22 protein-coding genes are annotated in these 22806 nt (G+C 66.3%); 12 read left to right on the top strand and 10 right to left on the bottom strand.

The window, feature by feature from the left end; translation table 11 throughout:
* Positions 1-11: 11 nt before the first annotated feature.
* Positions 12-344, bottom strand: a complete 333-nt coding sequence (locus ABD301_RS36590; RefSeq protein ID WP_344314726.1) for a branched-chain amino acid transporter permease — start codon at positions 342-344, stop codon at positions 12-14.
* A complete protein-coding gene (locus ABD301_RS36585; protein WP_279580604.1) occupies positions 337-1047 on the bottom strand; it encodes an AzlC family ABC transporter permease in 711 nt (236 codons plus the stop codon). The genes ABD301_RS36590 and ABD301_RS36585 overlap by 8 nt, the downstream gene beginning before the upstream one ends.
* 62 nt (positions 1048-1109) lie before the next feature.
* Between ABD301_RS36585 and ABD301_RS36580 the strand changes: the two genes are divergently transcribed.
* The gene (locus ABD301_RS36580) at positions 1110-1568 is read left to right on the top strand and encodes an Lrp/AsnC family transcriptional regulator (protein WP_344314725.1); all 459 of its coding nucleotides are present in this window, start codon (positions 1110-1112) and stop codon (positions 1566-1568) included.
* A 20-nt stretch (positions 1569-1588) separates the two neighbouring features.
* Here the strand turns inward: ABD301_RS36580 and ABD301_RS36575 are convergent, their stop codons facing one another.
* Positions 1589-2203 carry a hypothetical protein gene (locus ABD301_RS36575; RefSeq protein ID WP_163568889.1) on the bottom strand — a complete coding sequence of 205 codons (615 nt, stop codon included), beginning with the start codon at positions 2201-2203 and terminating at the stop codon, positions 1589-1591.
* A 139-nt stretch (positions 2204-2342) separates the two neighbouring features.
* Between ABD301_RS36575 and ABD301_RS36570 the strand changes: the two genes are divergently transcribed.
* Entirely contained in the window at positions 2343-3368 is a 1026-nt protein-coding gene (locus ABD301_RS36570) for a magnesium transporter CorA family protein (protein WP_163568890.1), read from the top strand.
* Here ABD301_RS36570 and ABD301_RS36565 read toward each other — a convergent pair.
* The 3 genes from ABD301_RS36565 to ABD301_RS36555 all read right to left on the bottom strand — a co-directional run bounded on the left by ABD301_RS36565 (position 3363) and on the right by ABD301_RS36555 (position 6322).
* Positions 3363-3506 (bottom strand): hypothetical protein, encoded by a 144-nt coding sequence (locus ABD301_RS36565; protein ID WP_163568891.1) that lies wholly within the window; start codon positions 3504-3506, stop codon positions 3363-3365. The two genes, ABD301_RS36570 and ABD301_RS36565, sit on opposite strands and share 6 nt — an antisense overlap.
* A 96-nt stretch (positions 3507-3602) precedes the next feature.
* A complete protein-coding gene (locus ABD301_RS36560) occupies positions 3603-5654 on the bottom strand; it encodes a S9 family peptidase (protein WP_344314724.1) in 2052 nt (683 codons plus the stop codon).
* Positions 5655-5731: 77 nt separating this feature from the next.
* A complete protein-coding gene (locus tag ABD301_RS36555; protein WP_163568892.1) occupies positions 5732-6322 on the bottom strand; it encodes a TetR/AcrR family transcriptional regulator in 591 nt (196 codons plus the stop codon).
* Positions 6323-6396: 74 nt separating this feature from the next.
* Between ABD301_RS36555 and ABD301_RS36550 the strand changes: the two genes are divergently transcribed.
* Positions 6397-7215, top strand: coding sequence for a class I SAM-dependent methyltransferase (locus tag ABD301_RS36550; protein WP_344314723.1), 819 nt, complete (start codon positions 6397-6399; stop codon positions 7213-7215).
* A 62-nt stretch (positions 7216-7277) separates the two neighbouring features.
* A complete protein-coding gene (locus ABD301_RS36545; RefSeq protein ID WP_344314722.1) occupies positions 7278-9761 on the top strand; it encodes a PEP/pyruvate-binding domain-containing protein in 2484 nt (827 codons plus the stop codon).
* Positions 9762-9770: 9 nt separating this feature from the next.
* Here ABD301_RS36545 and ABD301_RS36540 read toward each other — a convergent pair whose 3' ends face one another.
* Positions 9771-10577 carry an SDR family oxidoreductase gene (locus ABD301_RS36540; RefSeq protein WP_163568893.1) on the bottom strand — a complete coding sequence of 269 codons (807 nt, stop codon included), beginning with the start codon at positions 10575-10577 and terminating at the stop codon, positions 9771-9773.
* Between the two features lie 283 nt (positions 10578-10860).
* Here ABD301_RS36540 and ABD301_RS36535 point away from each other — a divergent pair, with 283 nt between their 5' ends.
* The 8 genes from ABD301_RS36535 to ABD301_RS36500 all read left to right on the top strand — a co-directional run bounded on the left by ABD301_RS36535 (position 10861) and on the right by ABD301_RS36500 (position 17653).
* Positions 10861-11601, top strand: a complete 741-nt coding sequence (locus ABD301_RS36535; RefSeq protein WP_344314721.1) for an ABC transporter substrate-binding protein — start codon at positions 10861-10863, stop codon at positions 11599-11601.
* Positions 11602-11701: 100 nt separating this feature from the next.
* On the top strand, positions 11702-12733 hold the full coding sequence (locus tag ABD301_RS36530) for a hypothetical protein (RefSeq protein WP_163568894.1): 1032 nt from the start codon (positions 11702-11704) through the stop codon (positions 12731-12733).
* A gap of 85 nt (positions 12734-12818) precedes the next feature.
* On the top strand, positions 12819-13493 hold the full coding sequence (locus tag ABD301_RS36525) for a FadR/GntR family transcriptional regulator (RefSeq protein WP_344314719.1): 675 nt from the start codon (positions 12819-12821) through the stop codon (positions 13491-13493).
* A gap of 34 nt (positions 13494-13527) precedes the next feature.
* Positions 13528-14352 carry a creatininase family protein gene (locus ABD301_RS36520; RefSeq protein WP_163568895.1) on the top strand — a complete coding sequence of 275 codons (825 nt, stop codon included), beginning with the start codon at positions 13528-13530 and terminating at the stop codon, positions 14350-14352.
* Positions 14349-15194, top strand: coding sequence for an ABC transporter substrate-binding protein (locus tag ABD301_RS36515; protein WP_163568896.1), 846 nt, complete (start codon positions 14349-14351; stop codon positions 15192-15194). Before ABD301_RS36520 ends, ABD301_RS36515 begins: the two co-directional genes overlap by 4 nt.
* 13 nt (positions 15195-15207) lie before the next feature.
* The gene (locus tag ABD301_RS36510) at positions 15208-15960 is read left to right on the top strand and encodes an amino acid ABC transporter permease (protein ID WP_344314717.1); all 753 of its coding nucleotides are present in this window, start codon (positions 15208-15210) and stop codon (positions 15958-15960) included.
* On the top strand, positions 15957-16721 hold the full coding sequence (locus ABD301_RS36505; protein ID WP_344314716.1) for an amino acid ABC transporter ATP-binding protein: 765 nt from the start codon (positions 15957-15959) through the stop codon (positions 16719-16721). Before ABD301_RS36510 ends, ABD301_RS36505 begins: the two co-directional genes overlap by 4 nt.
* Positions 16721-17653, top strand: a complete 933-nt coding sequence (locus ABD301_RS36500; RefSeq protein WP_163568897.1) for a CE1 family esterase — start codon at positions 16721-16723, stop codon at positions 17651-17653. Before ABD301_RS36505 ends, ABD301_RS36500 begins: the two co-directional genes overlap by 1 nt.
* Before the next feature lie 7 nt (positions 17654-17660).
* Here ABD301_RS36500 and ABD301_RS36495 read toward each other — a convergent pair whose 3' ends face one another.
* From ABD301_RS36495 to ABD301_RS36485, 3 genes are read right to left on the bottom strand one after another with little or no spacing between them, the layout of a single operon-like run.
* Entirely contained in the window at positions 17661-19706 is a 2046-nt protein-coding gene (locus tag ABD301_RS36495) for a PQQ-dependent sugar dehydrogenase (RefSeq protein WP_344314715.1), read from the bottom strand.
* Positions 19703-21055 (bottom strand): glycoside hydrolase family 27 protein, encoded by a 1353-nt coding sequence (locus ABD301_RS36490; RefSeq protein ID WP_344314714.1) that lies wholly within the window; start codon positions 21053-21055, stop codon positions 19703-19705. The genes ABD301_RS36495 and ABD301_RS36490 overlap by 4 nt, the downstream gene beginning before the upstream one ends.
* Positions 21052-22794: a discoidin domain-containing protein gene (locus tag ABD301_RS36485; protein WP_279580615.1), complete on the bottom strand. Its 1743-nt coding sequence runs from the start codon at positions 22792-22794 to the stop codon at positions 21052-21054. Before ABD301_RS36485 ends, ABD301_RS36490 begins: the two co-directional genes overlap by 4 nt.
* Positions 22795-22806: the final 12 nt, after the last annotated feature.

The raw sequence follows: 22806 nt of genomic DNA, 5'->3' as shown, positions 1-22806 counted from the left end.
GGACCGGCCCGTCAAGGGGCGAAGACAGTGCTAGCCAGGGCGACGTGGACCGCGGTGCCGGCCAAGATGGACAGCAAGACGTTGCGTCGCCACAGGTGCAGCGCCACCGTCACGGCGAGCGCCAGCACCGTCGGCCACGCCTTGCCAGGCACGTACGGGCTGAACGCACGCAGGGTGTACGTGGCGAGGATGACCATCACGCCCATCGGCATCGCGGTGTTCAGATAGGCGATCAGGGGGCTGGAGCGGAGCGGGCTGAGCACCACGAAAGGCACGGCTCGCAGCGTCCACGTGACGATCACCGCGATGGCGACCGCCGCGATCAGGTAGCCGGCGTCAGGCATGCTCGGGCTTCTTCCGTACGAGGGCATATCGAGTCAGCAGGGCGCCGGTGAACAGGACGAAGGCGACCAGCAACAACTGGCCGGGAAAGACACATCGCGCGATGAGGGCGCATCCGGCGGCGAGGACCGCGGTGCGGATGTCCCGCCGGGCGCGCAAGGCGTCGATCGCGAGCACAGTGAACAGGGCGGTGACCGCGAAGTCCAAGCCGGTGACGCTGGCCGGGATCACCGAGCCAAGCAGGGCACCGGTGGTGGCACCGCCGGCCCAGTAGAGGTGGATGAACACCTGGAGCCACAGGATGCGGCGTCGGGCGAACCGCTGGGCGGCCGCGCTGGCGGTCACCGCGTACGCCTCGTCAGACAACGCGAAAGTGCTGTAAGCCTTCGCCAGCGGGCCGTGCACCCGGTGCAGCGGGAAGGACAGGGAATAGAAGATATGCCGGAAATTCACCAGAAAAGCGGTCACTGCGATCGACGCGAGCGGCGCGGTGGCCAGCACCAATCCCAGCAGAAGGAACTCCAGCGAACCGGCATAAATGAAGCCCGAGAAGACGCTCGCCCACCACCAGCGCAGGCCGGAATGGACGACCAGCACCCCGAACGCCACTCCCATCGGGAAGGCGCCAAGCCCAACCGATCCGGAGTCCTTGAGCGCCAGCGCGAGGTCGTTCGTACGAGAGCTTTCAGATGGTGATGTTGGCACATCGTAATTCTAGAGAATTTTCCGCCTTATTTGGTTTCGAAATATGACCGTAGAATGGACGAATGAGCAATGAACGGGCACTCGACGAGATCGATCGTGATATTTTGTTTCACCTCAGTCTGGACGGCCGGCTGACCAACGTCGAGTTGGCCAAGCGCGTCGGTCTCACTCCCCCACCGTGTTTGCGGCGGGTCAAGCGGCTCGAGGAGACCGGGGTCATCACCGGCTACCGGGCTCGCATCAACCCGACGGCGGCCGGCCGGGCGTTGGAGGTTATCGTCTCCATCGAGGTCTCGGTCAGCGACCTGAAGACGCTGGCGGGCCTGGAAAAGACCATTGCCGGGTACGACGAGGTCGTCGACTTCCGGCGAATGTTCGGCACTCCGGACTACTACCTGCGCGTGCTGGTCGCGGACTATGCCGCGTACGAGGCCTTCCAGACCGGCAAAATCATCGGCATTCCTGGCGTCGCCCGCGTCATTTCACAGCCCACCATGAAGAAAATCAAGGTCATAGACTGACCGCCGCCTCGACTCGTACGTCAGGCTGGCGCTTGCCGGTCGAGGTACGCGTCGATGGCCGCGGCGAGCGCTACCACGGTATGCAATCGCTGCTCAACCCTCGGGTCGTTGAAATCTGGCATGTGGACGACCAGAGTCTCGTAATAGACCGAAATCCAGGTGTCGAGAAGATTCGAAAGCACATTCTGCACGCCCAGGTCGGCGAAAAGCTCGAGGAGCGGGATCTCGCTGGTCAGTACGGAGAAATGTTCGACGATGGTGGGAGGCGGCACGATCGGCACCGGGAACAGCCGGTTCGCCACCAGCTTCCCGGTGCCGGCCGAGTGCCGCAACGACACTCGGACGCCGAGAAACAGCTCGGTGTGGCCGGCGTTGAGAGCACTGTCGAGCAGGGTATACGACCGATGGTAGCCCTTCAGTTGAGCGAGCTGGATCACCGAGACACCCGCCCCGTCCACCGTTCCGCGCCATTCGTCGGACTTCACCACCACCCCCGGCCACTGACCAGACGGATCGGGCGGCCCGTACCAGAGATAGCCGGCCCAGCGGGAAAACTCGGCGAGATCGGCCGGCACCGGCTGGAATCCCATCCGTTGGGTGACCTGCCAAAACGGCACAGTGGGCGGCCAACTCACCGAAGGACCTCCTGCGTTCGACAGTGCCGGACAATCTTTCGGCATCGTACCGATCCGACGTCTTCCCTCGCCCCATCGATACGACGACCTGCCCCAACGCGCACGGCCGGGCGGTGGTCGCGTGAGGCACACTGGGGAGATGAGTGAAAGCCAGTGCGTGGTACGCAGTCGCCTGTGGCGCGATGGCGTGTTGGAAGCGGAGAATTTCCCGTTCGAGCTGATCTCGGACTACCTGGACGAGGAAGGATGCCTGGTCTGGGTCGATTTGCATGACCCCGACCTGGCGCACCTGACCGACCTGGCCGAGGAGCTTTCCCTTGACCCGCACGCGGTCGAGGACGCCATCGCCAGAAAGGAGCGGGCCAAGGCGACCCGTTATAGCACTCATACTTTCCTTACTGTCTACTCCATCGCTCTCCCTGAGCCGGCCGGCAAGAGTCCGTACGCGAGCAGTGCTCTGGAAATCAGCAGGATCTCTGCCTTTGTGCTGCACCGGGGGATTATCACGGTCCGGCACAGTACCGGCACCGAAGTCGGCTTCGACATCAACCAGGTAACAGAACGTTGGGACGACAATGCCGATCTGTTGAAATATGGCGTCGGCGCTCTTGTCCACGGACTGCTCGACGAGGTGGTCGACGGGCATTTCGATGCGGTGCAATGTCTCGACGACCTCATCGAGTCTTTGGAGGACGTCCTGTTCGACGACCACGCGGGCAACAAAGAGGTCCAAAAACGCACTTACCAAGCCCGCAAAGACCTGGTCGAGTTGCGCCGCGTGGTGCTCCCGATGCGCGAGGTCGTGAACGCGGTTCTGCGGCATCGGAAGGACATCCATGCCGCCAGCGAGCTCGACTCCTGGTACGACGATCTTTACGACCATGTCCTTCGTGCGGCCGAGTGGACCGAATCTCTCCGGGACATGGTCTCGGCGATTTTCGAGACCAATCTGTCACTTCAGGACGCCCGGTTGAACACCGTCATGAAACAGCTCACCTCCTGGGCCGCGATCATCGCCATTCCGACCGCGGTGACCGGCTATTTCGGCCAGAACGTGCCCTATCCCGGCTTCGGCAAGGAATGGGGATTCCTGCTCAGCAGCGGGATTATCCTGGCGCTGGGCGTGACCCTCTACCTGGTGTTCAAACGCCGGAACTGGCTATAGCAGCGCACGATCGGCGGTCCAGGTCCGTCGGACCGAGCGGACGATCGGATAGCCGACACCGGCGACTCCGAGAAACATCAACACATATCCGAAAGAGGACGGTGCCGTGTTGGCCGCCTCCAACCCGATGCCGAGCAAGCCGAGAAGCGTCGTACCGTGCGAGAACGACGCGGCGCCGCGAAAAGGACGAAAAGCCCGAAGCTCAGCATCATTCGGCGCGGCACCGGCAGACCGCTACGGGGAGACCATGTCATTCCTCGTATTGTGGCCGTTGTTCCGGCTCTCCACACCCAACTGCCGCCGAAGAAAGCGCACCTGGTGCCGCAGCAGCTGCCGAGTCACGGCTGTGCCGATCGGTCGATGGCCGATGCCGGGCAGCAGGAGCACCTCGTGATCGCGGCCGGCGGCCAGCAGCGCTTGCGACATCCGCAAGGTGTGGAGCGGAAAGACGTTGCGGTCCGCGAGACCATGCATCAACAACAGCGGTCGGCTCAGTTTCGGCGCATCCCGGATCAGCGAGGCCGCCTCGTACCGCTCCGGGAACTCGTCCGGGTGACCGATGAACCGTTCCCGCCAGTGCGTGTTGTAGAACCGCTGGTCGGTGACGCCCGCTCCGGCCACTGCCGCGTGGAAGACCTCCGGATGCCGCAGAACGGCCGCCATCGCGAGCGCGCCGCTGAACGACCAGCCGCGAATGGCCACCCTGGCGAGGTCGAGGTCCGGGTGCAACCGCGCCGCCTCCCGCACCGCGGTCACCTGATCTTCCAGCGCCGGCCCGAAAAGATCGCCGTAGACGGCCCGCTCCCAGTCCGGGCCGCGGCCTGGTGTGCCGCGACCGTCGGCGACTAGCACCGCGAAACCCCGCTCCGCGAACCACTGCGCCACCAGCGACCGCCACTCCAGCTCAGCGGTGACCCGCTGATAGCTCCCGCCGCCGTACGGGTCGAGCAGGATCGGCAGCCGCTGGCCGGCTCGGTGCCAGGACGGCCGGAACAGCACCGCACGTAATTCACTCGGCCCCAGCACGAGCGAAGTCGCATGCAGCTCCAGCGCCGGCCGTTCGACCAGCGAGGTGATCTGGCCGGCGGCTTTCCCGTCCCGCACCACGGTGGCCCGGCCGCCCGGCAGGTCCAGCCGGCGAGCGACCCGCACCAGCGTGCCGCCGCGCCCGACTCCAGAGTGCAGGCCCGGCTCAGTACTGAGCCGCCGGGCACCCTTGCCGGGCTGGTACGACCACAGGTGCGTCTCGATCGGTTCTTCCGAGGCGGTGAACAACACCGTCTCGTCCTCGATCCCCAACACGGACCGAACCTGCACGCCGGCCGGCGTGACGGCGACGCCGTCCACCGTCAGATGCCGGGTGCCTCGCAGGTCGGCATGCCCGACCAGCGCGCCCGATGCCGTCCGTGCCGGCAGCTGCGGGATCAACTGCACCCAGCAGTCGTCCCGCTGCTCGCTCAGCACCGTCGTACGCCCGGACGGCTCGACGCCGAGGAAGCGGACCGTCCGCTGGTTGCGGGACTGCACAGCGGCATATGGCCCGTGCGAGTCCCAACCTCCGGCCACCACGTATTCGAAGGCGTGCCGGTCCCATCGCACCTGCGTGCGACTGCCGCCGAGCCCGAGCATCCACAGCGTGACCTCGGCATTCGCCTTTCCCGCTGCCGCGTAGCGAACGGTCGGCGGCACCTGTGTCGGCTCGGCCAGATCGGCGAGATACCGCTGCTCGACGCCGGCCGGATCCACTCGCAGGACCAGCAGCCCGATGCCGTCCGGGGCCCACCAGAAGCCACGGTCGCTGAGCTCGCCAACACCGTAGGTGACCTCCGGCCCATCCGGGGCCGCGATCGTACGGTCGCCCATCCCGTCCACATCGACCACCCGCAACACGCCCGCACTCACGTAGGCGATCCGGCGGCCGGTGGGATCCGGGCGCGGGTCGGCCACCGGCCGCTCGGTCGGCAGCTGCTGCGCCGGGCCGCCCTCCAGGTGCACCGTCCACAGGCCACCAGCCAGCGTAAACGCGATCTGGCCAGTGGCCTCGGCGAGCGCGTACGCGCCGATGCCCTGCGTCCGGCTGCCGAGCAGGTCGATCGGATCGACCAGCAGGCGCTCGGTGCCGGCGTCGACGTCGAGCGCCCACAAGCAGTCCGCCGGATCGTCGCCGGCCTTGCTGCGCAGGAACAGCACCACCGCGCCATCCGCGGTAACAGTGAACTTGTCAGGGACTCCAAAGGTGAAGCGCTGAGTGCGAACGATCTGATCGAGGAGGGCATCGGGCGGCATAGTCACCACCCTACCCTTTCATCGAACATACGTTCGAGCTAGTGGTTCTGTCTTTGCACCGGAGCCGCCGTGCCAAATCAAAGACAGACCACTCCCGCGATCGCGGCGGTCACCACCTTGGCGACCGCTTCCCGGTCCGGCGTGGGTCCTTCCCGGTCGGCGAACAGCAGGTGCCCGGTGCCGATCAGCATCGGCGCCAGCATCGCGATGTCGGCACCCGGCGCGATCCGGCCAAGGTCGCGCTCGGCCGCGAGATAAGTGCGGATCATGGCGGTCGCTTCGGCGAGTACGGGCACCCCGGTCGGCCAGGCCTGGCGAAGCCTGGCCCGCAGGTCATCCCGGAAGGTGATCAGGCCGACGATCGCCACCGCGACCGACTGAAACAGGTCCATAAGGACGCCGGTGAGAGTGCCGGCGACAGTGCCAGTCCCAGCGGCCGCGAGCAGTGCGGCGGACTGCGACTGGATCCGGGCGGCGCGATCGATGACGAGTTCGGCCAGGAAGGCGTCGAAGTCGGCGAAATGCCGGTGCAGCACCCCCTTGGCGCAGCCCGCTTCGGCGGTGACCGACCGACTGGTCAGGGCCTGCGGTCCCGCCCGCAGCAGAATGCGCTCGGCGGCCTCGAACAGTTGCTCCCGCGCGTCCCGCATGGCTACCCCAGTTGGCATGCCACGCATTCTTTCATCCCTGATCGGAGCGCTCCGGCTTGTCGAGTGGGCGGCCGCCCATTTAAAGTGGGCGGATGGTCACCCTACCGCCGGAGCGCGAGCTCAAACCGCATCAGGTCCGCCAGTACGCCGAGTCGTTTGGCACCGACCCCGAGCGCTACGACCGGGCCCGCCCTCGCTACCCGGACGCCATGGTGGCCCGGATCGTGGCCGCCAGCCCCGGTCCCTACGTACTCGACGTCGGGTGCGGCACCGGAATCGTCGCCCGCCAGTTCCAAGCGGCCGGCTGCCAAGTCCTCGGAGTCGATGTTGACCAACGGATGACCGACCTCGCGAGGCGCACCGGAGTGCCCGCCGAGGTGGCGACCTTCGAGGCCTGGGAGCCGGCCGGTCGTACGTTCGACGCCGTCGTCGCCGGCATGGCCTGGCATTGGGTGGACCCGGTGGCCGGCGCGGCGAAGGCGGCGCGAGTGCTGCGACCTGGGGGCCGGCTGGCATTGTTCTGGTACGTCTTCCAGTCGTCGCCGGAGATCGCGGCCGCATTTTCCCGTGTCTATCGCGAAGTGTTGCCCGACTCCCCGATGAGCCGCGGCCCGATGCCCAGCTTGCAGGGGTATTCGGCGTTGTTCGACAGAGCGGCCGACGGGATGCGGGAGGCGGGGGCGTTCACCGAGTCCGAGCAGTGGCGCTACGACTGGGCGCGGTCGTACACCCGAGACCAATGGCTGGACCAGCTGGCGACCTTCGGTGGCCACGGCACGCTTTCGCCAGAACAGCAACAAAAGCTGGCCGACGGCATCGGAGCCGTCATCGACGCGGCCGGCGGCGCCTTCGAAATGGACTACACAGCGGTGGTGGTCACCGCGACGCGTACGGCAACTCCAGTGACGTAGCCGACTTGCACCATCGGGCTGGGTCATTGGAGAGTCATCAAGTGGCCTGCGAGGCTTTTGGGGTGACCGAAAACGCGCTCGTGCTGCCTCTTGCCGACGAATCCGCGGAGCTGGGAACCGCTGGCGGCAAGGGCGCGTCGCTCGCCCGGCTCGGCCGGGCCGGGCTGCCGGTCCCACCGGGATTCCACGTCACCACCCATGCCTATCGCGCCTTCGTCGCCGAAGGGCTCGGCCCGGCAATCAAGGCAGCACCAGAAGCCGATGTCCTTGCCGCGTTCGAAAACCACGACCTGCCGGCGGACGTGGCGGCCGCGATTCTTCAGGCGTACGAAGCCCTCGGCGACGACATACCGGTGGCGGTCCGGTCGTCGGCGACCGCGGAGGACCTCCCAGAGCTGTCTTTCGCCGGCCAGCATGACACCTTTCTCAACGTCGTCGGGCCTGGTGCCCTGCTCGTGGCCGTACGACGGTGCTGGGCGTCGCTGTGGACAGCGCGGGCCGTCGACTACCGCAGACGTAACGGGATTCCGTCCACGGACGTGGCGATCGCAGTCGTCGTTCAGCAACTCGTGCCAGCGGACGCGGCTGGCGTGCTGTTCACCGCTAACCCAGTCACCGGCGCCCGCGACGAACTCGTCGTGAACGCGGCTTGGGGACTCGGCGAGGCCGTGGTCGGCGGCCAGGTCAGCCCGGACACGTACGTGTTGGCTCGCGGCAGTCACCGGGAGATCTCCCGTAATGTACAAGACAAAACCGTGATGACGGTGCGTACGCCGGACGGCACCCGTGAGGAGCCGACACCGGGCGACTTGCGGCACGCGGCCGTGTTGGACGAGGCGCGTACAGCCGAGTTGGCAGCGCTGGGCGAGCGCATCGAGCGGCTTTACGGCCTGCCGATGGACGTGGAATGGGCCGTCCACAATGGACAGTCATACATTTTGCAGGCCCGGCCGATCACCCACTTGCGCACCCCGATCGAGGTGTGGAACGACAGCCTTCGCGGCGATTACCTGTGGACCTCGGTCAATGTCGGTGAGGCGGTGCCGTCGGTGATGACCCCGGTCACCTGGTCGTTCGTACGGACGCTGTCGGACTCGGTGCTCGGCGGTCACCCGTCGTCGGGCAACATCGGTGGCCGGTTTTACCTGAATCTCAGCCTGCCGATCACCGCCGGTGTCGCGGTCGGTCTCGGCTCGCTGGTCCGGCGCACCAGCGAGCAGACTTTTGGCCGGCTACCGGCCGAAGTTGAGGTGCCGTTGTTGCCGATGTCCCGGCCAGCGGTGGTACGGGCCGCGGTCGCGACCGCTATCGGGTTCCTGCGACAGGGGCGTGCGTACCGAAAGGAACTCGCGAACCTCCTGAAGACGAATCCGGCCCGATGCGAAGAACTGCGAGAATACATCGGCAAAACGTCGACCCCGCCGGACCTGTTGGCGCTCTGGAAGTCCGATGTGGACGCGATGCTGCGGATCGTCTGCAAGACGCTGGATGCGGGCGCCCGTACCGGCATCGGGCAGTCGGCGAAGCTGCGTCGGTCGCTGCCCAAGCTGGTCGGCGATGCGGACGCGAACACGCTTTTGACCGGGTTGCACGGTGATTCCGGCGAGTTGGCGAGCCTTGGACCGGTCCTCGGTCTGGCCCGGCTGAAGCGCGGCCAGCTGGACCGCGACACGTACGCGCGCACCTGGGGTCATCGGTGCGCGGACGAGTTCGAGGTGTCGGTGTCGCGGCCGGCCGAGGACCCGGCCTGGCTGGACCGGCAACTCGGCGGCGCCGCGCAGGATCCCGAGGATCTGTTGGAGCGGCAGGCAAAAGTCCGCGACGAAGCCTGGCAGCGGCTGCGGGTCGCGCACCCGAGCAAGGCCGATCGGATCCGTCGCCGCCTCGACCGAGCCGCCATGGGGGCGCGCTCTCGCGAGCGGGCCCGATCGGAAATGGTCCGTGGGTTCTGGGTGTTGCGGGCATTCGTCGTACGGGCCGGTGCGCTGACCGGCCGGGGCGACGACCTGTTTTTCCTGCCTATCGAGGAGATTCTGACCGTACTGGCCGGTGACCAGACGCCACTCGCGGCGGTGCCGAGTCGACGGGCCGCATACCACCTCTATCGCACCTTGCCGCCCTATCCCACCTACATCCGCGGCCATTTCGACCCACCGGGGTGGGCGGCGGATCCGCACCGACGCAACGACATCTACCACGAGTCGTCCGCTCCGGCGCCCGTCACCGGCCGTGAGATCTCCGGATTTCCGGGCGCCGCCGGCATTGTCGAAGGCCTCGCGCGGGTGATAGGCACCGTGGAAGAGGGCGATGCGTTGCAGCCTGGCGAAATTCTGGTGACCACCGTGACGAACATCGGCTGGACGCCACTTTTCCCCCGCGCCGCGGCCATTGTCACCGATGTCGGGGCTCCGCTCTCGCACGCCGCGATCGTCGCCCGCGAGCTGGGCATCCCGGCGGTGGTGGGCTGCGGCACCGCCACCAGCCGGCTGACCACCGGCGACCGGATCCGGGTGGACGGGGCGAAGGGCACCGTCACGCTGCTCTGAGTTCAGCCGCTATTTCCTCGTGACCGAGCGAATGCGGCTGTCCTCGAACCGCCGCCAGAGTGATCCGGCGAGCGGTATCAGCCGGGCGATCGCCGCCGTACCGGCATCGGGATAAACCGCGAACTTGTTCCGTTCGATCCCGCGAGCAATGGCAAGCGCGACCCGGTCCGGATGGATCGGCTTGATTGTGCCGCTGATCGCCGCGGTCTCGGCCGGTTTCCACTGGTTTTCCTCGACAAGTTGAGGCGTGTCCACATCCGGCGGGAAAACGCAGCCGACATGGACGCCGTGCGGTTTCAACTCGCCGCGCAACGATTCCATCAAACCGCGAACAGCGAACTTCGCCGGCCCGTACGCGCTGTAGCCGTAGATGCCGACAAGCGCGGCGGCCGAGGAAATCGCCACGATCGAACCCCGCCGGCGCTCGACCATCGACGGTACGACCGCCCTAATCGCTTGGTAGACACCAAAATAGTCCACCTCGACCATGTCCCGGAAAATGGCGTCGTCCAGCTCCAGAAACCGACCCGGCCGGGCCTGACCGGCCGAAGCCACCAAGACATCACAAGGCCCTTGCGCCGCTGTCACCTCCTTGACGGCGGCACGTACGGCGTCAGCGTCCGACACGTCGACCGCCGCGGTCGCGACGGTGGCACCCTCTTGCCGGAGCTGTGCCGCGGCTGCCTCCAGGCGCTCGCTGCCGCGAGCCATCAGCGACACGGTGGCTCCCCGCCGCACGAATGCATGCGCGGTAGCCAACCCAATCCCGCTCGAGCCACCGGTGATCACCGCATGCGCGCCGGACAACTGGGGCATCTGGGATCCTTAACGGTACGCGCCGAAGCCTCGGACAAGTGCCCACAGCTAACCAGAATCCGGCCGGCGCCTCACCCACCTTTGGATCTCCGCCCGCAGCCCAGAATCCCGCGCCCGAAAATCAGTCGACGGTCGGCTGCGCGGCCAGTACGTCCTGGATCTCGGTGGCCCGGGTGGGCCGATGCCGGGCGCTGAACAGGGCGTACGCACGCCTCCACCCGCCGGGAGCGCGGGCTGTTCGGCAGTCGCCGGCGCTGATGGGGCCTTGCGTAAGGTTCTTCTCGTGACTTCGCAGCAGGCCATTACTCCCGCGTTGGTCGAGGCGTTCGCGCCAACTGGCACCCTGCGGGCCGCCATCAACGTCGGCAACCCGATCCTGGCCAACCGGCCGGCGACCGGCGGCGACCCGGTTGGCGTCTCGATCGATCTGGCCAGTGAATTCGCCCGCCGGCTTGGGCTGCCGGTCGAGCTGGTGGTGTTCGAGAAGGCGGCGGCGTCGGTCGAGGCGGTCCGCGGCGAACAGGCCGACATCGGCTTCTTCGCCATCGATCCGGCCCGTGGCGAGGGCCTCCGGTTCACCGCCGCGTACGTGTTGATCGAGGGCAGCTACCTCGTTCCGGAGTCCTCGGCGCTCACCGAGAACGCCCAGGTGGACTGCCCGGGCCAGCGGATTTCGGTCGGTTCGGGCAGCGCGTACGACCTGTTCCTGACCCGTGAGCTGCACCAGGCCGAGATCGTCCGACTGCAGGGCGCGCCGGCCGCGCTCGCGGCCCTGCGCAACGGCGAGGTCGAGGTGGCCGCCGGCATCCGGCAGGTGCTCGAGGGCGAGACGTTACGAGCTCCGGGCGTACGCGTCCTGCCTGGGCGTTTCATGGTGATCCAGCAGGCGATGGGCACGCCGAGCAGCCGGGGCGCCGACGCGCAGGCGCTACTGGCCGCCTTCGTCCAGGAGATGAAGGCGAGCGGTTTCGTGGCCGAAGCGATGAAACGCCACCACATCCAAGGCGCGAGCGTCGCACCCTGATCTGAACTTTTCGGTCCTAAGCCCCTGTACGCCAGCGCAGTGATATGGCAGATTTCTCCCTCTTTGGATCTTCCCCACTGGCTTAAGGGCATGGTCACTTATGGCGTCACGGCATGCGGTCTTGATTGGCACCCTTCCCGGGGACTCCACCGAGGAGGCGATGCGGGCCGCGCTCGACCGGCTCGGTCCGCACCTGCGGCGGCTGCCGGACGGCGAGACCGGCAGCCGGCGGGTCTGGATCGTCGGGCTGATCCGCGGCTTCCGCGACCACCCCGACCTGGAGGTGGCCAAGGACGGCGATATGCACGACTACAAGAGCCAGCTGCATTTTCGCGTACGCAAAGGCCATCAGCTCACCGGCGACAAGCTCGACCTCGGCTACCTCGCCGCGTACCGAGACAGCCGGCCCGTCTTTGACCGGCTGACCGAGGAGGCCGGCGTGCGGCCGACGTACCAGGTCGGCATCCCCGGCGACCTGAACTTGGCGATGTTCGCCACCGGCCCGACCCGAATGCTGCGAACCCGGCCGGCCTTCACCGATGCGACCCTGCGTGACCTGCGGCAGATCCACGCCGAGTCCCATGGTGAGGTGGTCTTCCAGCTGGAGGTCCCGGCCGAGACGGTGTCGGTGACCATGGCGCCCGCGCCGCTACGGGGGCTCGCCGCCGGCTGGATGGCCGCCAGCGTCGTGAAACTCGCCAAGGCGGCACCGGCCGGCGCCCGCTTCGGGGTGCACCTGTGCCTCGGCGACCTCGGCCACCAGGCGTTGGGCAAGCTGCGTACGGCCGCACCGCTGGTCAAGCTCGCCAACGCGGTCGCCGCCCGCTGGCCGGCGGGCCGGCCCTTGGACTACGTGCATGCGCCGCTCGCCCAGGGCGACCAGCCGCCGTCGCTGGATCCGGAGTTCTACCGCCCGCTCGCGGGCCTCCGGCTGCCGCCCAGCACGCCTTTCGTCGCCGGCTTCCTGCACGAAGGCCGATCGCTGGACGAGCAGCGGCGGATCCTCGCGATGATCGAGGACGCCGTCGGCCACCCTGTCGATGTGGCCGCCGCCTGTGGTCTCGGCCGGCGCAGCCCCGAAGCCGCGTACACCACCATGGACCAGGCCCGGGAGCTCTGCGAAAACAACTAAATCCGCGTCATGCTTCCTCCCACCCTTGACCCGGGATTAACTAAGTGATTTAGTCAATCTGCCGAGACCGAGGGTGGGAGGCGCCATGGCGGGAACCGAACCGATCACCCTGTCCGAGCGGCTCGTCACCGGCCTGCTGGACCTGATCACGGACCAGCACCTCGGGCCCGGCGACCCGATGCCCACGGTCCGCGACCTCGCGGCGCGGTTTTCGGTGACACCACCGACGATGCGGGAGGCCTTGCGTCGGCTGCAAGCCACCGACGCGGTGCAGTTGCGGCACGGCTCGGGCGTCTACGTCGGCCGCGGGATTTTCCGTACGCTGCTGCCCAATCCCAACTCCGCGCCGATCCAGGACGACATGGTCCTGCAGTTGGTCGAGGCTCGGCTCATCATCGAGCCGGGCATCGCGGCTCTGTCGGCACAACACCGTAGCGACGACGACCTCGCGCAACTGGAGTTGGCGCTGGACACGGCGTTGCAGGACCGTACGGACGCCAAGCCGCACCTGAATTTCCACCGCGAGCTGGCCCACGCCTGCGGCAACCAGGTGCTGTTCGAGGTGGTGGACTCGCTGCTGGCGGTTCGTGGCCGCGAACAGCGGATGGTGCGGCTGCTCATCGACGACCGGCGCCGCGATTACGACCAGCACCAGGCCATTTTCGCGGCCGTACGAGCCGGCGACGCGACCGGCGCCGAACGGCTCACCCGCGACCACCTGCGTCAGCTGCGGTCCGACATCGCGGCTCGCATCGCCTGATTTCCCTTTCGGACTGCGAAGAACTGGGTGATTTATGCACACCGACCGTACCCACCGGCTGGCCGACCTGACCTGGCCAGAAATAGCCGCGCTGGCCGACCGTGCGCCGATCGCGATCGTGCCGCTGGGCGCCTGCGAACAGCACGGGCCTGGCATGGCGATGCGGACCGACACCACTCGCGCGGAGGTGGTGGCCGATGTGGTGGCCCAGCGACTAAGCCCGCAGGTGGTGGTCACACCGGTCATTCCGGTCGGGGTTTCCGAGCATCACATGGCATTTCCGGGCACCCTGACGCTGTCGGCCGTGACGCTGCAACAAGTGGTGCACGAGCTGGTCGACAGCCTTTATCGGCACGGCTGGCGGAAAGTGTTCGTGCTGACCGGCCATGGCGGCAACAATGCGGCCGTGGAAGTCGCCGTTTCGCGATTGCGCGCGGACTTTCCCGACTTACATATCGCCTGGAGTGGCATCACCGCAGTCGTTTCCGACGTGGTGGCCGACCTCGCCACCAGCCAGGTTCGCGGCCACAGCTGTGAAATCGAGACGTCCCAGGCCATGTTCGTGGATCCGAGCCTGGTCTTCCCGGAGCGTCTTGAGCGCGGCAGCGCCGACCTGGCGGATCTCGATCCCGCCGGACAGCTGAGCCGCGCACATCCCGGCATCCATTTCCCGCAGGCGTACGACGTCCTGTCGCGTACCGGAAATCTCGGCGACGCACGGCAGGCGTCCCTCGAGGCGGGCGAGCGGATCATTCAGACCGCTGTCGAGCGGATCGCCACATTCCTCGGAGAACTAGCCAATCTGCCGGCTCGCCTGCCCAGCCCGTACCCGCCGAGCATTCACGTGGAGGCATCATGAATGCGGCACTGCCCCGACGACGTTTCATCCTCGCGACCGTAGCGACCTTTGCCGCGCTTTCGACGGCTGCCTGCGGCGGCGCTAGCGGCGCCGGCCGGAACGAGCTTGGCACCATCACGGCCGGCCAGCTGAAACTGGCCTTCCGCTCGGACGACAAGCCTACCTCCTTCGTCCAGGACGGCAAACCCGCCGGGTTCATGATCGAGCTGACCCAGGCGATGGCGAAGAAGATGGGTGTCACCGTCTCGTACGTGTCCACCGACTTCGCCAGCATGCTACCCAATGTCCGCAACCACACGTACGACTCGGCAGCCTTCGGCACCCTGGTCACTCCCCCGCGCCAGCAGGTCACCGACTTCACCAGCGCGGTGTCTTTTGGTCAGGCGCAACTGATCTCGCGCAAATCCGCTCAGCTGCCCACTATCCAGTCCGCTAACGGCAAGACGGTGGCGATCACCCGAGGCAGTGAGTTGATTCCGTTGCTGCAGAAGCAAATGCCGGGGATCACCGTCAAGGAGTTCCCGAACATCGCGGCCAGCGCCAACGCGCTGACGGCCCACCAGGTGGACGGCCTGTTCACCGGCACCACGACCACCGCGCAACTGCTCACCCAGCACCCCGACTTCAGCGCCAGCCCGGCGATCACCACCGCGCAAACCTCCTTCCCGGTCGCGAAAGACCGACCGGCGCTGAAAAAGGCACTCAACTCCGCGCTGACCGCGATCATCGCTGATGGCACGTACACGAAACTCTTCGCCAAATGGAATCCGCCGGGCGTCTTGATCCCGGCCTCCATGCTGGCCGCCTACCCCGGCATGCACCAGCGTCCAGCCGGCTCGTGAGGTAGGAACTGCCATGGACGGCCTGAAACGCTTCCTGGACACCTTCTTCGACCTGCCGCTGATCGGCAGCACTTTGGCCCAGTTGTTGACGGAAGGGCTGCTCAACACCCTGCTGCTGGCAGTGCTCGCGAGCCTCATCGGCCTGGTCGTGGGAATTCTGGTGGCCGCCGGACTGATGTCCAGGCTTCGGGTCGTACGGCTGCCCTGCCGAGTTTATGTGGACATCTTGCGCGGCCTGCCGCACATCCTGACGGTTTATCTGATCGGCCAGGGTCTTCCGCTGGCCGGCCTGACCATCTTCGGCACCTGGACGTACGGCTACGCCGGGCTGGCGATCGGGCTGATGGAAGGCGCGTACATGGCCGAGATCTTCCGGTCCGGCTTCCAGAGCGTGGACTCCGGCATCGTGGAAGCCGCCCGCAGCCTCGGCCTGTCGCACCTGAGAACGCTGCGGCTGATCGTGGTCCCGATCGGTGTCCGGCGGATCCTGCCGGCGCTGACCGGGCAGTTCATCCTGGTCGTCAAGAGCACCGCGTTGGTGTACTTGCTCGGACTTGCCGCCGGGCAGCGGGAAATGTTCGCGCTCGCCCAGGACAGCGCGGTCAACAACGCCTCGCTCGCCCCGCTGGTCGCGGCCGGGCTGCTCTACCTCGCCATCACTGTCCCGCTCACCTACGTCGTCAACGCCTGGGACCGGCGCATGCGCGAACCCCAGTCTCCGCGGCGAAAAATCCGGCCCGTACGGACCGCGGAGGCGCTGGCATGAAGACCTCCACCACCCAGGGTGCGGTGTCTTCCCGTACCGCGGTGAAATATCAGCGGATCAGCAAATCATTCGGCCACACTCCAGTGTTGCGGGACATCGTGCTGGACATTCCCGGCGGCTCCACGACGTGTGTGATCGGGCCATCGGGATCGGGCAAGTCGACATTACTGCGGTGTACGAACCTGTTGGAGCGCCCCGATTCCGGCCGCATCCTGATCGGTACGGACGCGATCACCGACCCGGGCGCTGACGTGGACCGGATTCGTACGCGCGTTGGCATGGTCTTCCAGAAATTCCATCTTTTCCCGTACCACAGCGTGCTGGACAACGTCACCCTCGCTCTTCGTCAGGTGCTCGGAAAGTCTCGCGATGAGGCAGTGGAAGTCGCTCGTACGCAGCTGGCAACGGTCGGGCTCGCCGACCTCCAGGACCGCCGGCCGGCGCAGCTTTCCGGCGGTCAGCAACAAAGAGTGGCGATCGCCAGATCTCTTGCCATGAAACCCGAAGTCATGCTTTTCGACGAGGCCACCTCCGCGCTGGACCCGGAACTCGTCAAGGGAGTGCTCGCGGTGATGCGTGACCTCGCCGCGCAGGGCATGACGATGATCGTCGTCACCCACGAGATGCGGTTCGCCCGCGAAGTCGCCCAGCAGGTGGTTTTCCTCGACCAGGGCCACCTGATCGAGGCCGCGCCACCGGATCAGTTCTTCGATGCGCCGAGCAGCCCACGGCTGCGCGCCTTTCTGAACGAGGTGCCGTGATGCTTACTCGCATTGTCATGGCGATCGCGCTCGCCACCGCAATGGCCAGCTGCCCACCTGTCGGCGTGGTCGATTTCCCCGTACCCACAACGGGATGCCTGCACGCCCCGGACGCGTCCAAAGGCGAGACAGTGGTGCGTACGCTCGTATCGGGCGGATACCAGCGCTCCTACCTGCTGCACCTTCCGGCCACTTACCGCCCCACCCAACCGCTACCGGTCATCCTCGCATTCCACGGCCGCAAGGGAAACGGCACCGACGTCGAGGCCTTCTCCGGCCTCGACGCGCTGGACGCGATCGTCGTGTATCCGGTCGGCCTTCCGGGCGAGAGCAACGAAACAGCGTGGCAGGGCGCGCCGTACCAGCCGCCGTCGGACGACGTGCTTTTCGCCAGCGACCTGCTGAATCACCTGCAGGCCACGCTCTGTGTGAATCCAGCCCGGATCTATGCCACCGGCAAGTCCAACGGCGCCGGTTTCACCGCTCTGCTTGGCTGCCGGCTGTCCCATCGCATCGCCGCTTTCGGCACAGTAGCCGGCGCTTTCTATCCGGAAACCCGCGAAGGCTGCGAACCTGGCACTCCGGTGTCCCTGGTGGACTTCCACGGCACCGCCGACCCCACCGTCAACTACAACGGTGAGGCCAGCAGCCACGGCGAACCGCTCCCGGCCATGATGGACTGGATTCAGGGCTGGGCGAACCATGACCATTGCGGCTCCCCGACAAGCACCGCCATTGGCAGCGATGTCACCAAAATCGCGTTCCAGGGATGCGCTGGACACGCCGCCGTCGTGCACTACCGGATCGCCGGCGCCGGCCACACCTGGCCTGGTGAACTCGTCGACAGCGGTCCCGGATCGGCTACCCACACCATTTCCGCCACCGAGATCCTCTGGCAGTTCTTCCTGTCTCACCCCCTCGGCGGCCGCTGAAGCGCAGCTACGTGATCGAGATCCGGAAGATCACGTCCGAACCGTCCGGCTGGTTGCCGTTGTTGTCGCAGTTGGTGGTGGACAGCCACAGCTGGTCAGCGCCGGGCACCTTGGTGACCGTACGCAGGCGTCCGTACGTGCCGACGTAGTACGCCGACGGGGTGCCGACGTTCTCGCTGTCGCCGTTGATCGGGATCCGCCAGAGCCGCTCGCCCTTCAACGCGGCCATATAGACAACGTTGCGTACGATCGCGATGCCGCTCGGCGACGCCTGACCGGTGGGCCAGGTGGCCTTCGGGTTGGTCATTCCGGAAACGCTGCAGGTGCCTTCACAAGTCGGCCAACCATAGTTGCCACCCGGCTTGATCAGGTTCAGCTCGTCGAACTTGGAGTTGCCGAACTCGGCCTCCCACAATCGGCCGCTGCGGTCGAAAGCGAGGCCCTGCGGGTTGCGGTGGCCGTAGCTGTAGACGTAGTTGCCGAACGGGTTGCCCGGCGCGGGCTGGCCCGCGGTGGTGAGCCGCAGGATCTTGCCGTTGAGGGAGTTCTTGTCCTGGGCCAAATCAGGTGTCTCGGCCTCGCCGGTGCTCGCGTACAGGTAACCATCCGGCCCGAACACCAGCCGGCCGCCGTTGTGATACTGGTTCTTTTTGATGCCCTGCAGCAAAATCGTGTAGCCAGTGAGCGAGGTGCCGTTGTACGTCATGCGGACGATCCGGTTGCCTTCGGACGCCGTGTGCATGAGGTAGATGTAGTGGTTGGTGGCCCAGTTCGGGTCGATCGCGACGCCGAGCAGGCCGCCCTCGCCGTTCGTGGTGACCGCGTTCGGGACCGTGCCGACCTGCGTCTTAGCTCCGCTCGGGGTCACCTTGAACACCTTGAAACTGTCACGTTCGGTGACCAGCGCGGTCTGTCCGTCCGGCATCCAGTACGTGCCCCACGGGATCGCCCAGCCGGTGGAAATGGTGGTGATCGAGGACGGTACGCCGCCGTCACTGCTACATGCATTCGTCGTGAAAGACACCGTGTTGCTCTGCGCCGACGTGTTTCCGGCCGCGTCGTGCGCGACCACATTCAGCGTGTACGGGCTGTTGCAGGCGAGCCCGGTGACTGTCGTCGAGGTGGCCGGCGGCGTACCAGTCACGCTCTTATAGACGGTCGTGCCGCTGCGTACGTCGTACGAGGTCACCGCCCGGTTGTCCGTCGAGCCGGTCCAGCTCAGGTTGACGCTGGTGGCGGTCACCGCGGACTGCCCGAGGCCGCTCGGCGCGGTCGGCGGAGTGCTGTCACTGCTGGGCAAGGTGGTGCAGGTCAGCGGTGAGGTGGCCGGTGAGGCGTTCCCAGCGGCGTCACGCGCTGTGACGGCCAGCGTGTACGTGGTGTTCGGGGCGAGCCCGGTGAGGACCTTGGACGTGACGGTCCCGGCGGCCTCGTCCAACTTGTTGCCGTGGTCGTAAATGTCGTACGCGGCGACCCCGATGTTGTCGGTCGACGCGCCCCAGTGCAGCGTGAGCTGGTTCTCGCCGAGATCGGAGCAGGACGTGGTGCCAGGCGTGGTCGGCGGCTGGCTGTCGGTCGCACCGCTGACGGTCAGGTCGTCGAGGTTGGGCCCGCCGTTCGCCGTCGTCGCGGTGGCCCGGATCGTGTTGGACCCCGCGGTGAGCTGCGCGTTCACCGCCTTGGTGGCCCAGGTGTCCCAGTTGGTGGTGGCCGGGAAGGCGGTTCCGGCGGCCACCACCGTGCCGTTGACCGCGATGTCCATCGGCCGGTTGACGGTGGTGCCGTTGGCATACCGGAAGGTCAGCGAGCTGCTGCCGGCCGCGGCCACGCTGACGTGGAACTCCACGTACGAGCCGGTGACGTTGGTGTAGTCGACGAAACCGGTCCCAGTGAAGCCGGTGTGGTTATTCGCCACTGTGCCCTGCACGATCGTGGCGTTCTCAGCCTCGTACGCCGTAGTCGCCGCGGCCGCCGCAGTGGCCTGTTGCAGTCCGCTGGCGGCCAGCAGGGCCACCAAAAGGACCCCGACCTGACGGATTCTCCTGTGTTTCATCTGCCCTGCCTTCCGACACTGGACTGGGAACTCAAAACCCTGGCCCGGATCAGCCGCGTCTCACCTGGCCGGAGGGTCACGGCGTACGAGCCGGCGACCGTACCGACGTGTCCGCCGGACCACAGGTCGGTGACATCGGCGCTGCCGCTGAAGCCGACCTGGGACCACTTGACGCTGACGGTCGCGTTGCCGGACGTGCCGGTGTTGAACAACGCCACCACGTAGTCGCCGTTCGCCTCGCGCTTGCGCCACACCTGCTGGACGCCGCTGGTGACGATCCGGCCGGCCGCTGCCCCATCCTGATCGACACCGATCAGGCGGTCATTGGTCAGCATCGCCATGTCCGTGCTGTTCGGCGCGGTCAGGTCGGTGCCGAGCAACAGCGGCGAGGCGGCCATCGCCCACAGCGTGAAATACGAGCGGCGCTGGTCCGCGGTCAGCCCGACCTGGTCGCCGTTGCCCAGTTCCAGCGAATCCAGGTCATTCCAGCCGCCCGGACCGGCCCACTGCTGCCAGCTGGCGGCGGAGGCGAACCGACCGGTCACCCGGGACCAGGTCGTCAGCGGATAACCGCTGCCGTTTGGGCCGGGTCCGCAATAGCACTCCACATCGCCCTGTGTCCGCCAACTGTTGGCGAGCTGCTTCCACGTAGCCGCGTTGGCGATCGGCAAGTTGTTGGACAACGCGAAAGTGATCGGCCGACCGGTCTTGCGCAAGGCGCTGGCCCACGCTTGTATGTCATCGATTGTGGTCGCGTCGACACCGTCGATCTTGAGGTAGTCAACGCCCCAGGAGGCGTACTGCGCGGCCCATGAGTCAACGAACGCCTGCGCTCCCGGGCTGCTGTAATTCAGCCGGTACATATGCTTGCAGTTGTAGTTCTTCTCGGTTTTCGAGGTGTCCGCGATGTCTTTCGCGTGGTACGAAGTCCCAGCGACTGGAGTATTGGCGGTGACTGCGTTCTGCGCGATGCCGGGCGTCACGTAGAAGCCGAATTTTAGCCCCAAACCGTGGACGTAGTCGGCGAGCGCCTTGATGCCGTTGGGAAACTTGGCCGGATCCACCAGCCAGCGGCCGTTGCCATCCACCTGGAAGCCATTCGCGTCGCATTTCTGGTAGAAATCGTCGAGGTTGATGGAGACGAAGCCGTGCGCGGAAAGACCACTGCTCTTCATCGCGGCCGCCTGCGCCTTGATCTTGGCCTCGGTGGGTGTCCGACGCACCCAACTCCAGCTACTCCAGCCCATCGCGGGCCGGATCGACAGCCCATTATCGGAAGCGACCGCTGGTACGGGCGACAGACTCAGCACGCAGGCCAGGCCGAGAGTTGCCGCAAACAGGCGTCTCATGCTCCGCTCCCAGTGACGTACGACGAGCCGATCCACGCCTCGTCGACCCGGAGTTGCTGGTAATGCGCCGAATCACTGGACGCTGCGTACGTGTTGAGAACCTCCAGCCGCACATACCGCGCGGTTGTCCCAGCGAAATCGATGAACTGCACCCCCCGGCGGCTCGGCAGGGTGGCGGACTTGACCGGACTCCCCCAGTTCTTACCGTCGGAGCTGAAATAGACGTTGTAGTTCTTGATCCGGGCCGACTGTTCGGTCGCGGATCTGGCGTAGCTCACCGAATCCTCACGCTGGTTGATCCCCAGATACTGGATCTTCCTGCCCGAGCCGAGGTCGAAGCGCAGTGACACCGGCAGAGTTTTGTTGCTGTCCCAGTACGTGAGGTAGTCACCGTCCCCAGCCGCCGACGCGGGGTGCCCGCTCGCCGAAGCGGTCGCGCTCATCGACGCCGAGTCGATTCCCTCCCGGCCGGCGGTGGTGACCTGGAAAACGGTGTCGTACGGATCCCAGCCGCTGAGCCCGGTCAGCGTCAGAGAACCGCCGCCCTGGCTGAAGGAAATCGCTGCCCCGGTCCGCAGGTTCCGTACACTGGTCACCCGAGTGCCGTTGTCGCGGATCTTCAGAGTGCTGGTCGACGGCTTGGTGACGACGTGAATGTACTGCGTATCCGGATCCGTTTTGGAGACCGTGGTGACGCCGTACGCGCCGTCGTTCCAGGCGCCGGGCTGCATCCCGCCGTACAGGTAGCCGCCACCTTCGGTGCCGGACAGGGACTCCCAGATCGGGTTCAGCCAGCTGTTGGCGAAGGTGTTGAAAGACTCCTGGTTGCTCGGGAACTTTCCGTTGACCTGGGCGGTTTCGGCCATCAACGCTTTGACGGAAGAGCCAGCGTTGGTAATCAATCGGCCCAGCGTGAGCGTACGGTCCACTGTCGGGTTGGAGCCGTCGTACCACCAGGCGCCGGTCGACGGCAGTTTGAAGTCGGCCTCGGTCAGCCGCGGCGCGGCGGTGTAAACAGCCTGCGGATAGTCGTACGACGGCGTCATGCCGGTTTTCTGCTCGTTGCTGATCATGTCCATGATCGGGGTGTCTTCGTTGTTGTTGCTGATCGTGTAGTTCGGACGCTTCTGATAGATCTGGGCGTAGAGGTTGTGGCTCAACCAGTAGTCGTTGTCGTTGTCGATCCAGAAGCCGCCGAGGTCCGGATACCGGTTCATGACCTCGAAGAAGTTGTCGTACGAGAACTGCCCGAAACCGTCCCGGGTGGTGAGATCGACGGTCTTACCTTTGTAGGTCGAATAGGCCTTGGAATCGAGCCACTCGTGGCCACCGTCCGCGTGCCACTGCGGGTCGTCGGTCATGTAAAGGATGACTCGCAGGCCGTTGGCCTTGGCGGCCGCGATCAGCTCCCCCAGGAAGTCGCGTTTGGTGCTGCAACTGCCCGGAATCGCCGACGGCCAGGGCCTCGCATAGCCAAGGCGACTGTGGAACGTCGCCAGCACCAGATATTGGGCATGCAGTTTCTGCGCTTCGGACACCCAGTAGTTCGGTGTCCAGCCACCGTTGGTGACATCGGACTCCCAGCCACTGCAGCTGGTATGCGCCGGTGCCGTGCGTTCGCCCCAGTGCAGGAAAAGGCCAGCGACGGCACCTCGCAGAAATGCCTGTCGCGGATTCTGCAGGTCGGCTTGGGCCGGGCCTGGAACCAGGCCGACGGCCAGAACCAGGGCAGCGAGCACCCCTAGCATTTT

It is taken from the genome of Fodinicola feengrottensis (genome assembly GCF_039530045.1).
GTDB classification, from domain to species: domain Bacteria; phylum Actinomycetota; class Actinomycetes; order Mycobacteriales; family HKI-0501; genus Fodinicola; species Fodinicola feengrottensis.
Note: the sequence above shows the minus strand (reverse complement) of the source record. Positions and strands in the feature narration are given on the sequence as shown.

Excerpts from the sequence above, each read along its gene's own strand:
- ABD301_RS36495 (WP_344314715.1), bottom strand. The coding sequence starts at position 19,706 with ATGAAACACAGGAGAATCCGTCAGGTCGGGGTCCTTTTGGTGGCCCTG.
- ABD301_RS36500 (WP_163568897.1), top strand. The coding sequence starts at position 16,721 with ATGCTTACTCGCATTGTCATGGCGATCGCGCTCGCCACCGCAATGGCC.
- ABD301_RS36490 (WP_344314714.1), bottom strand. The coding sequence starts at position 21,055 with ATGAGACGCCTGTTTGCGGCAACTCTCGGCCTGGCCTGCGTGCTGAGT.
- ABD301_RS36505 (WP_344314716.1), top strand. The coding sequence starts at position 15,957 with ATGAAGACCTCCACCACCCAGGGTGCGGTGTCTTCCCGTACCGCGGTG.
- ABD301_RS36520 (WP_163568895.1), top strand. The coding sequence starts at position 13,528 with ATGCACACCGACCGTACCCACCGGCTGGCCGACCTGACCTGGCCAGAA.
- ABD301_RS36580 (WP_344314725.1), top strand. The coding sequence starts at position 1,110 with ATGAGCAATGAACGGGCACTCGACGAGATCGATCGTGATATTTTGTTT.
- ABD301_RS36555 (WP_163568892.1), bottom strand. The coding sequence starts at position 6,322 with ATGCCAACTGGGGTAGCCATGCGGGACGCGCGGGAGCAACTGTTCGAG.
- ABD301_RS36525 (WP_344314719.1), top strand. The coding sequence starts at position 12,819 with ATGGCGGGAACCGAACCGATCACCCTGTCCGAGCGGCTCGTCACCGGC.
- ABD301_RS36570 (WP_163568890.1), top strand. The coding sequence starts at position 2,343 with ATGAGTGAAAGCCAGTGCGTGGTACGCAGTCGCCTGTGGCGCGATGGC.
- ABD301_RS36550 (WP_344314723.1), top strand. The coding sequence starts at position 6,397 with ATGGTCACCCTACCGCCGGAGCGCGAGCTCAAACCGCATCAGGTCCGC.
- ABD301_RS36590 (WP_344314726.1), bottom strand. The coding sequence starts at position 344 with ATGCCTGACGCCGGCTACCTGATCGCGGCGGTCGCCATCGCGGTGATC.
- ABD301_RS36560 (WP_344314724.1), bottom strand. The coding sequence starts at position 5,654 with ATGCCGCCCGATGCCCTCCTCGATCAGATCGTTCGCACTCAGCGCTTC.
- ABD301_RS36510 (WP_344314717.1), top strand. The coding sequence starts at position 15,208 with ATGGACGGCCTGAAACGCTTCCTGGACACCTTCTTCGACCTGCCGCTG.
- ABD301_RS36530 (WP_163568894.1), top strand. The coding sequence starts at position 11,702 with ATGGCGTCACGGCATGCGGTCTTGATTGGCACCCTTCCCGGGGACTCC.
- ABD301_RS36540 (WP_163568893.1), bottom strand. The coding sequence starts at position 10,577 with ATGCCCCAGTTGTCCGGCGCGCATGCGGTGATCACCGGTGGCTCGAGC.
- ABD301_RS36515 (WP_163568896.1), top strand. The coding sequence starts at position 14,349 with ATGAATGCGGCACTGCCCCGACGACGTTTCATCCTCGCGACCGTAGCG.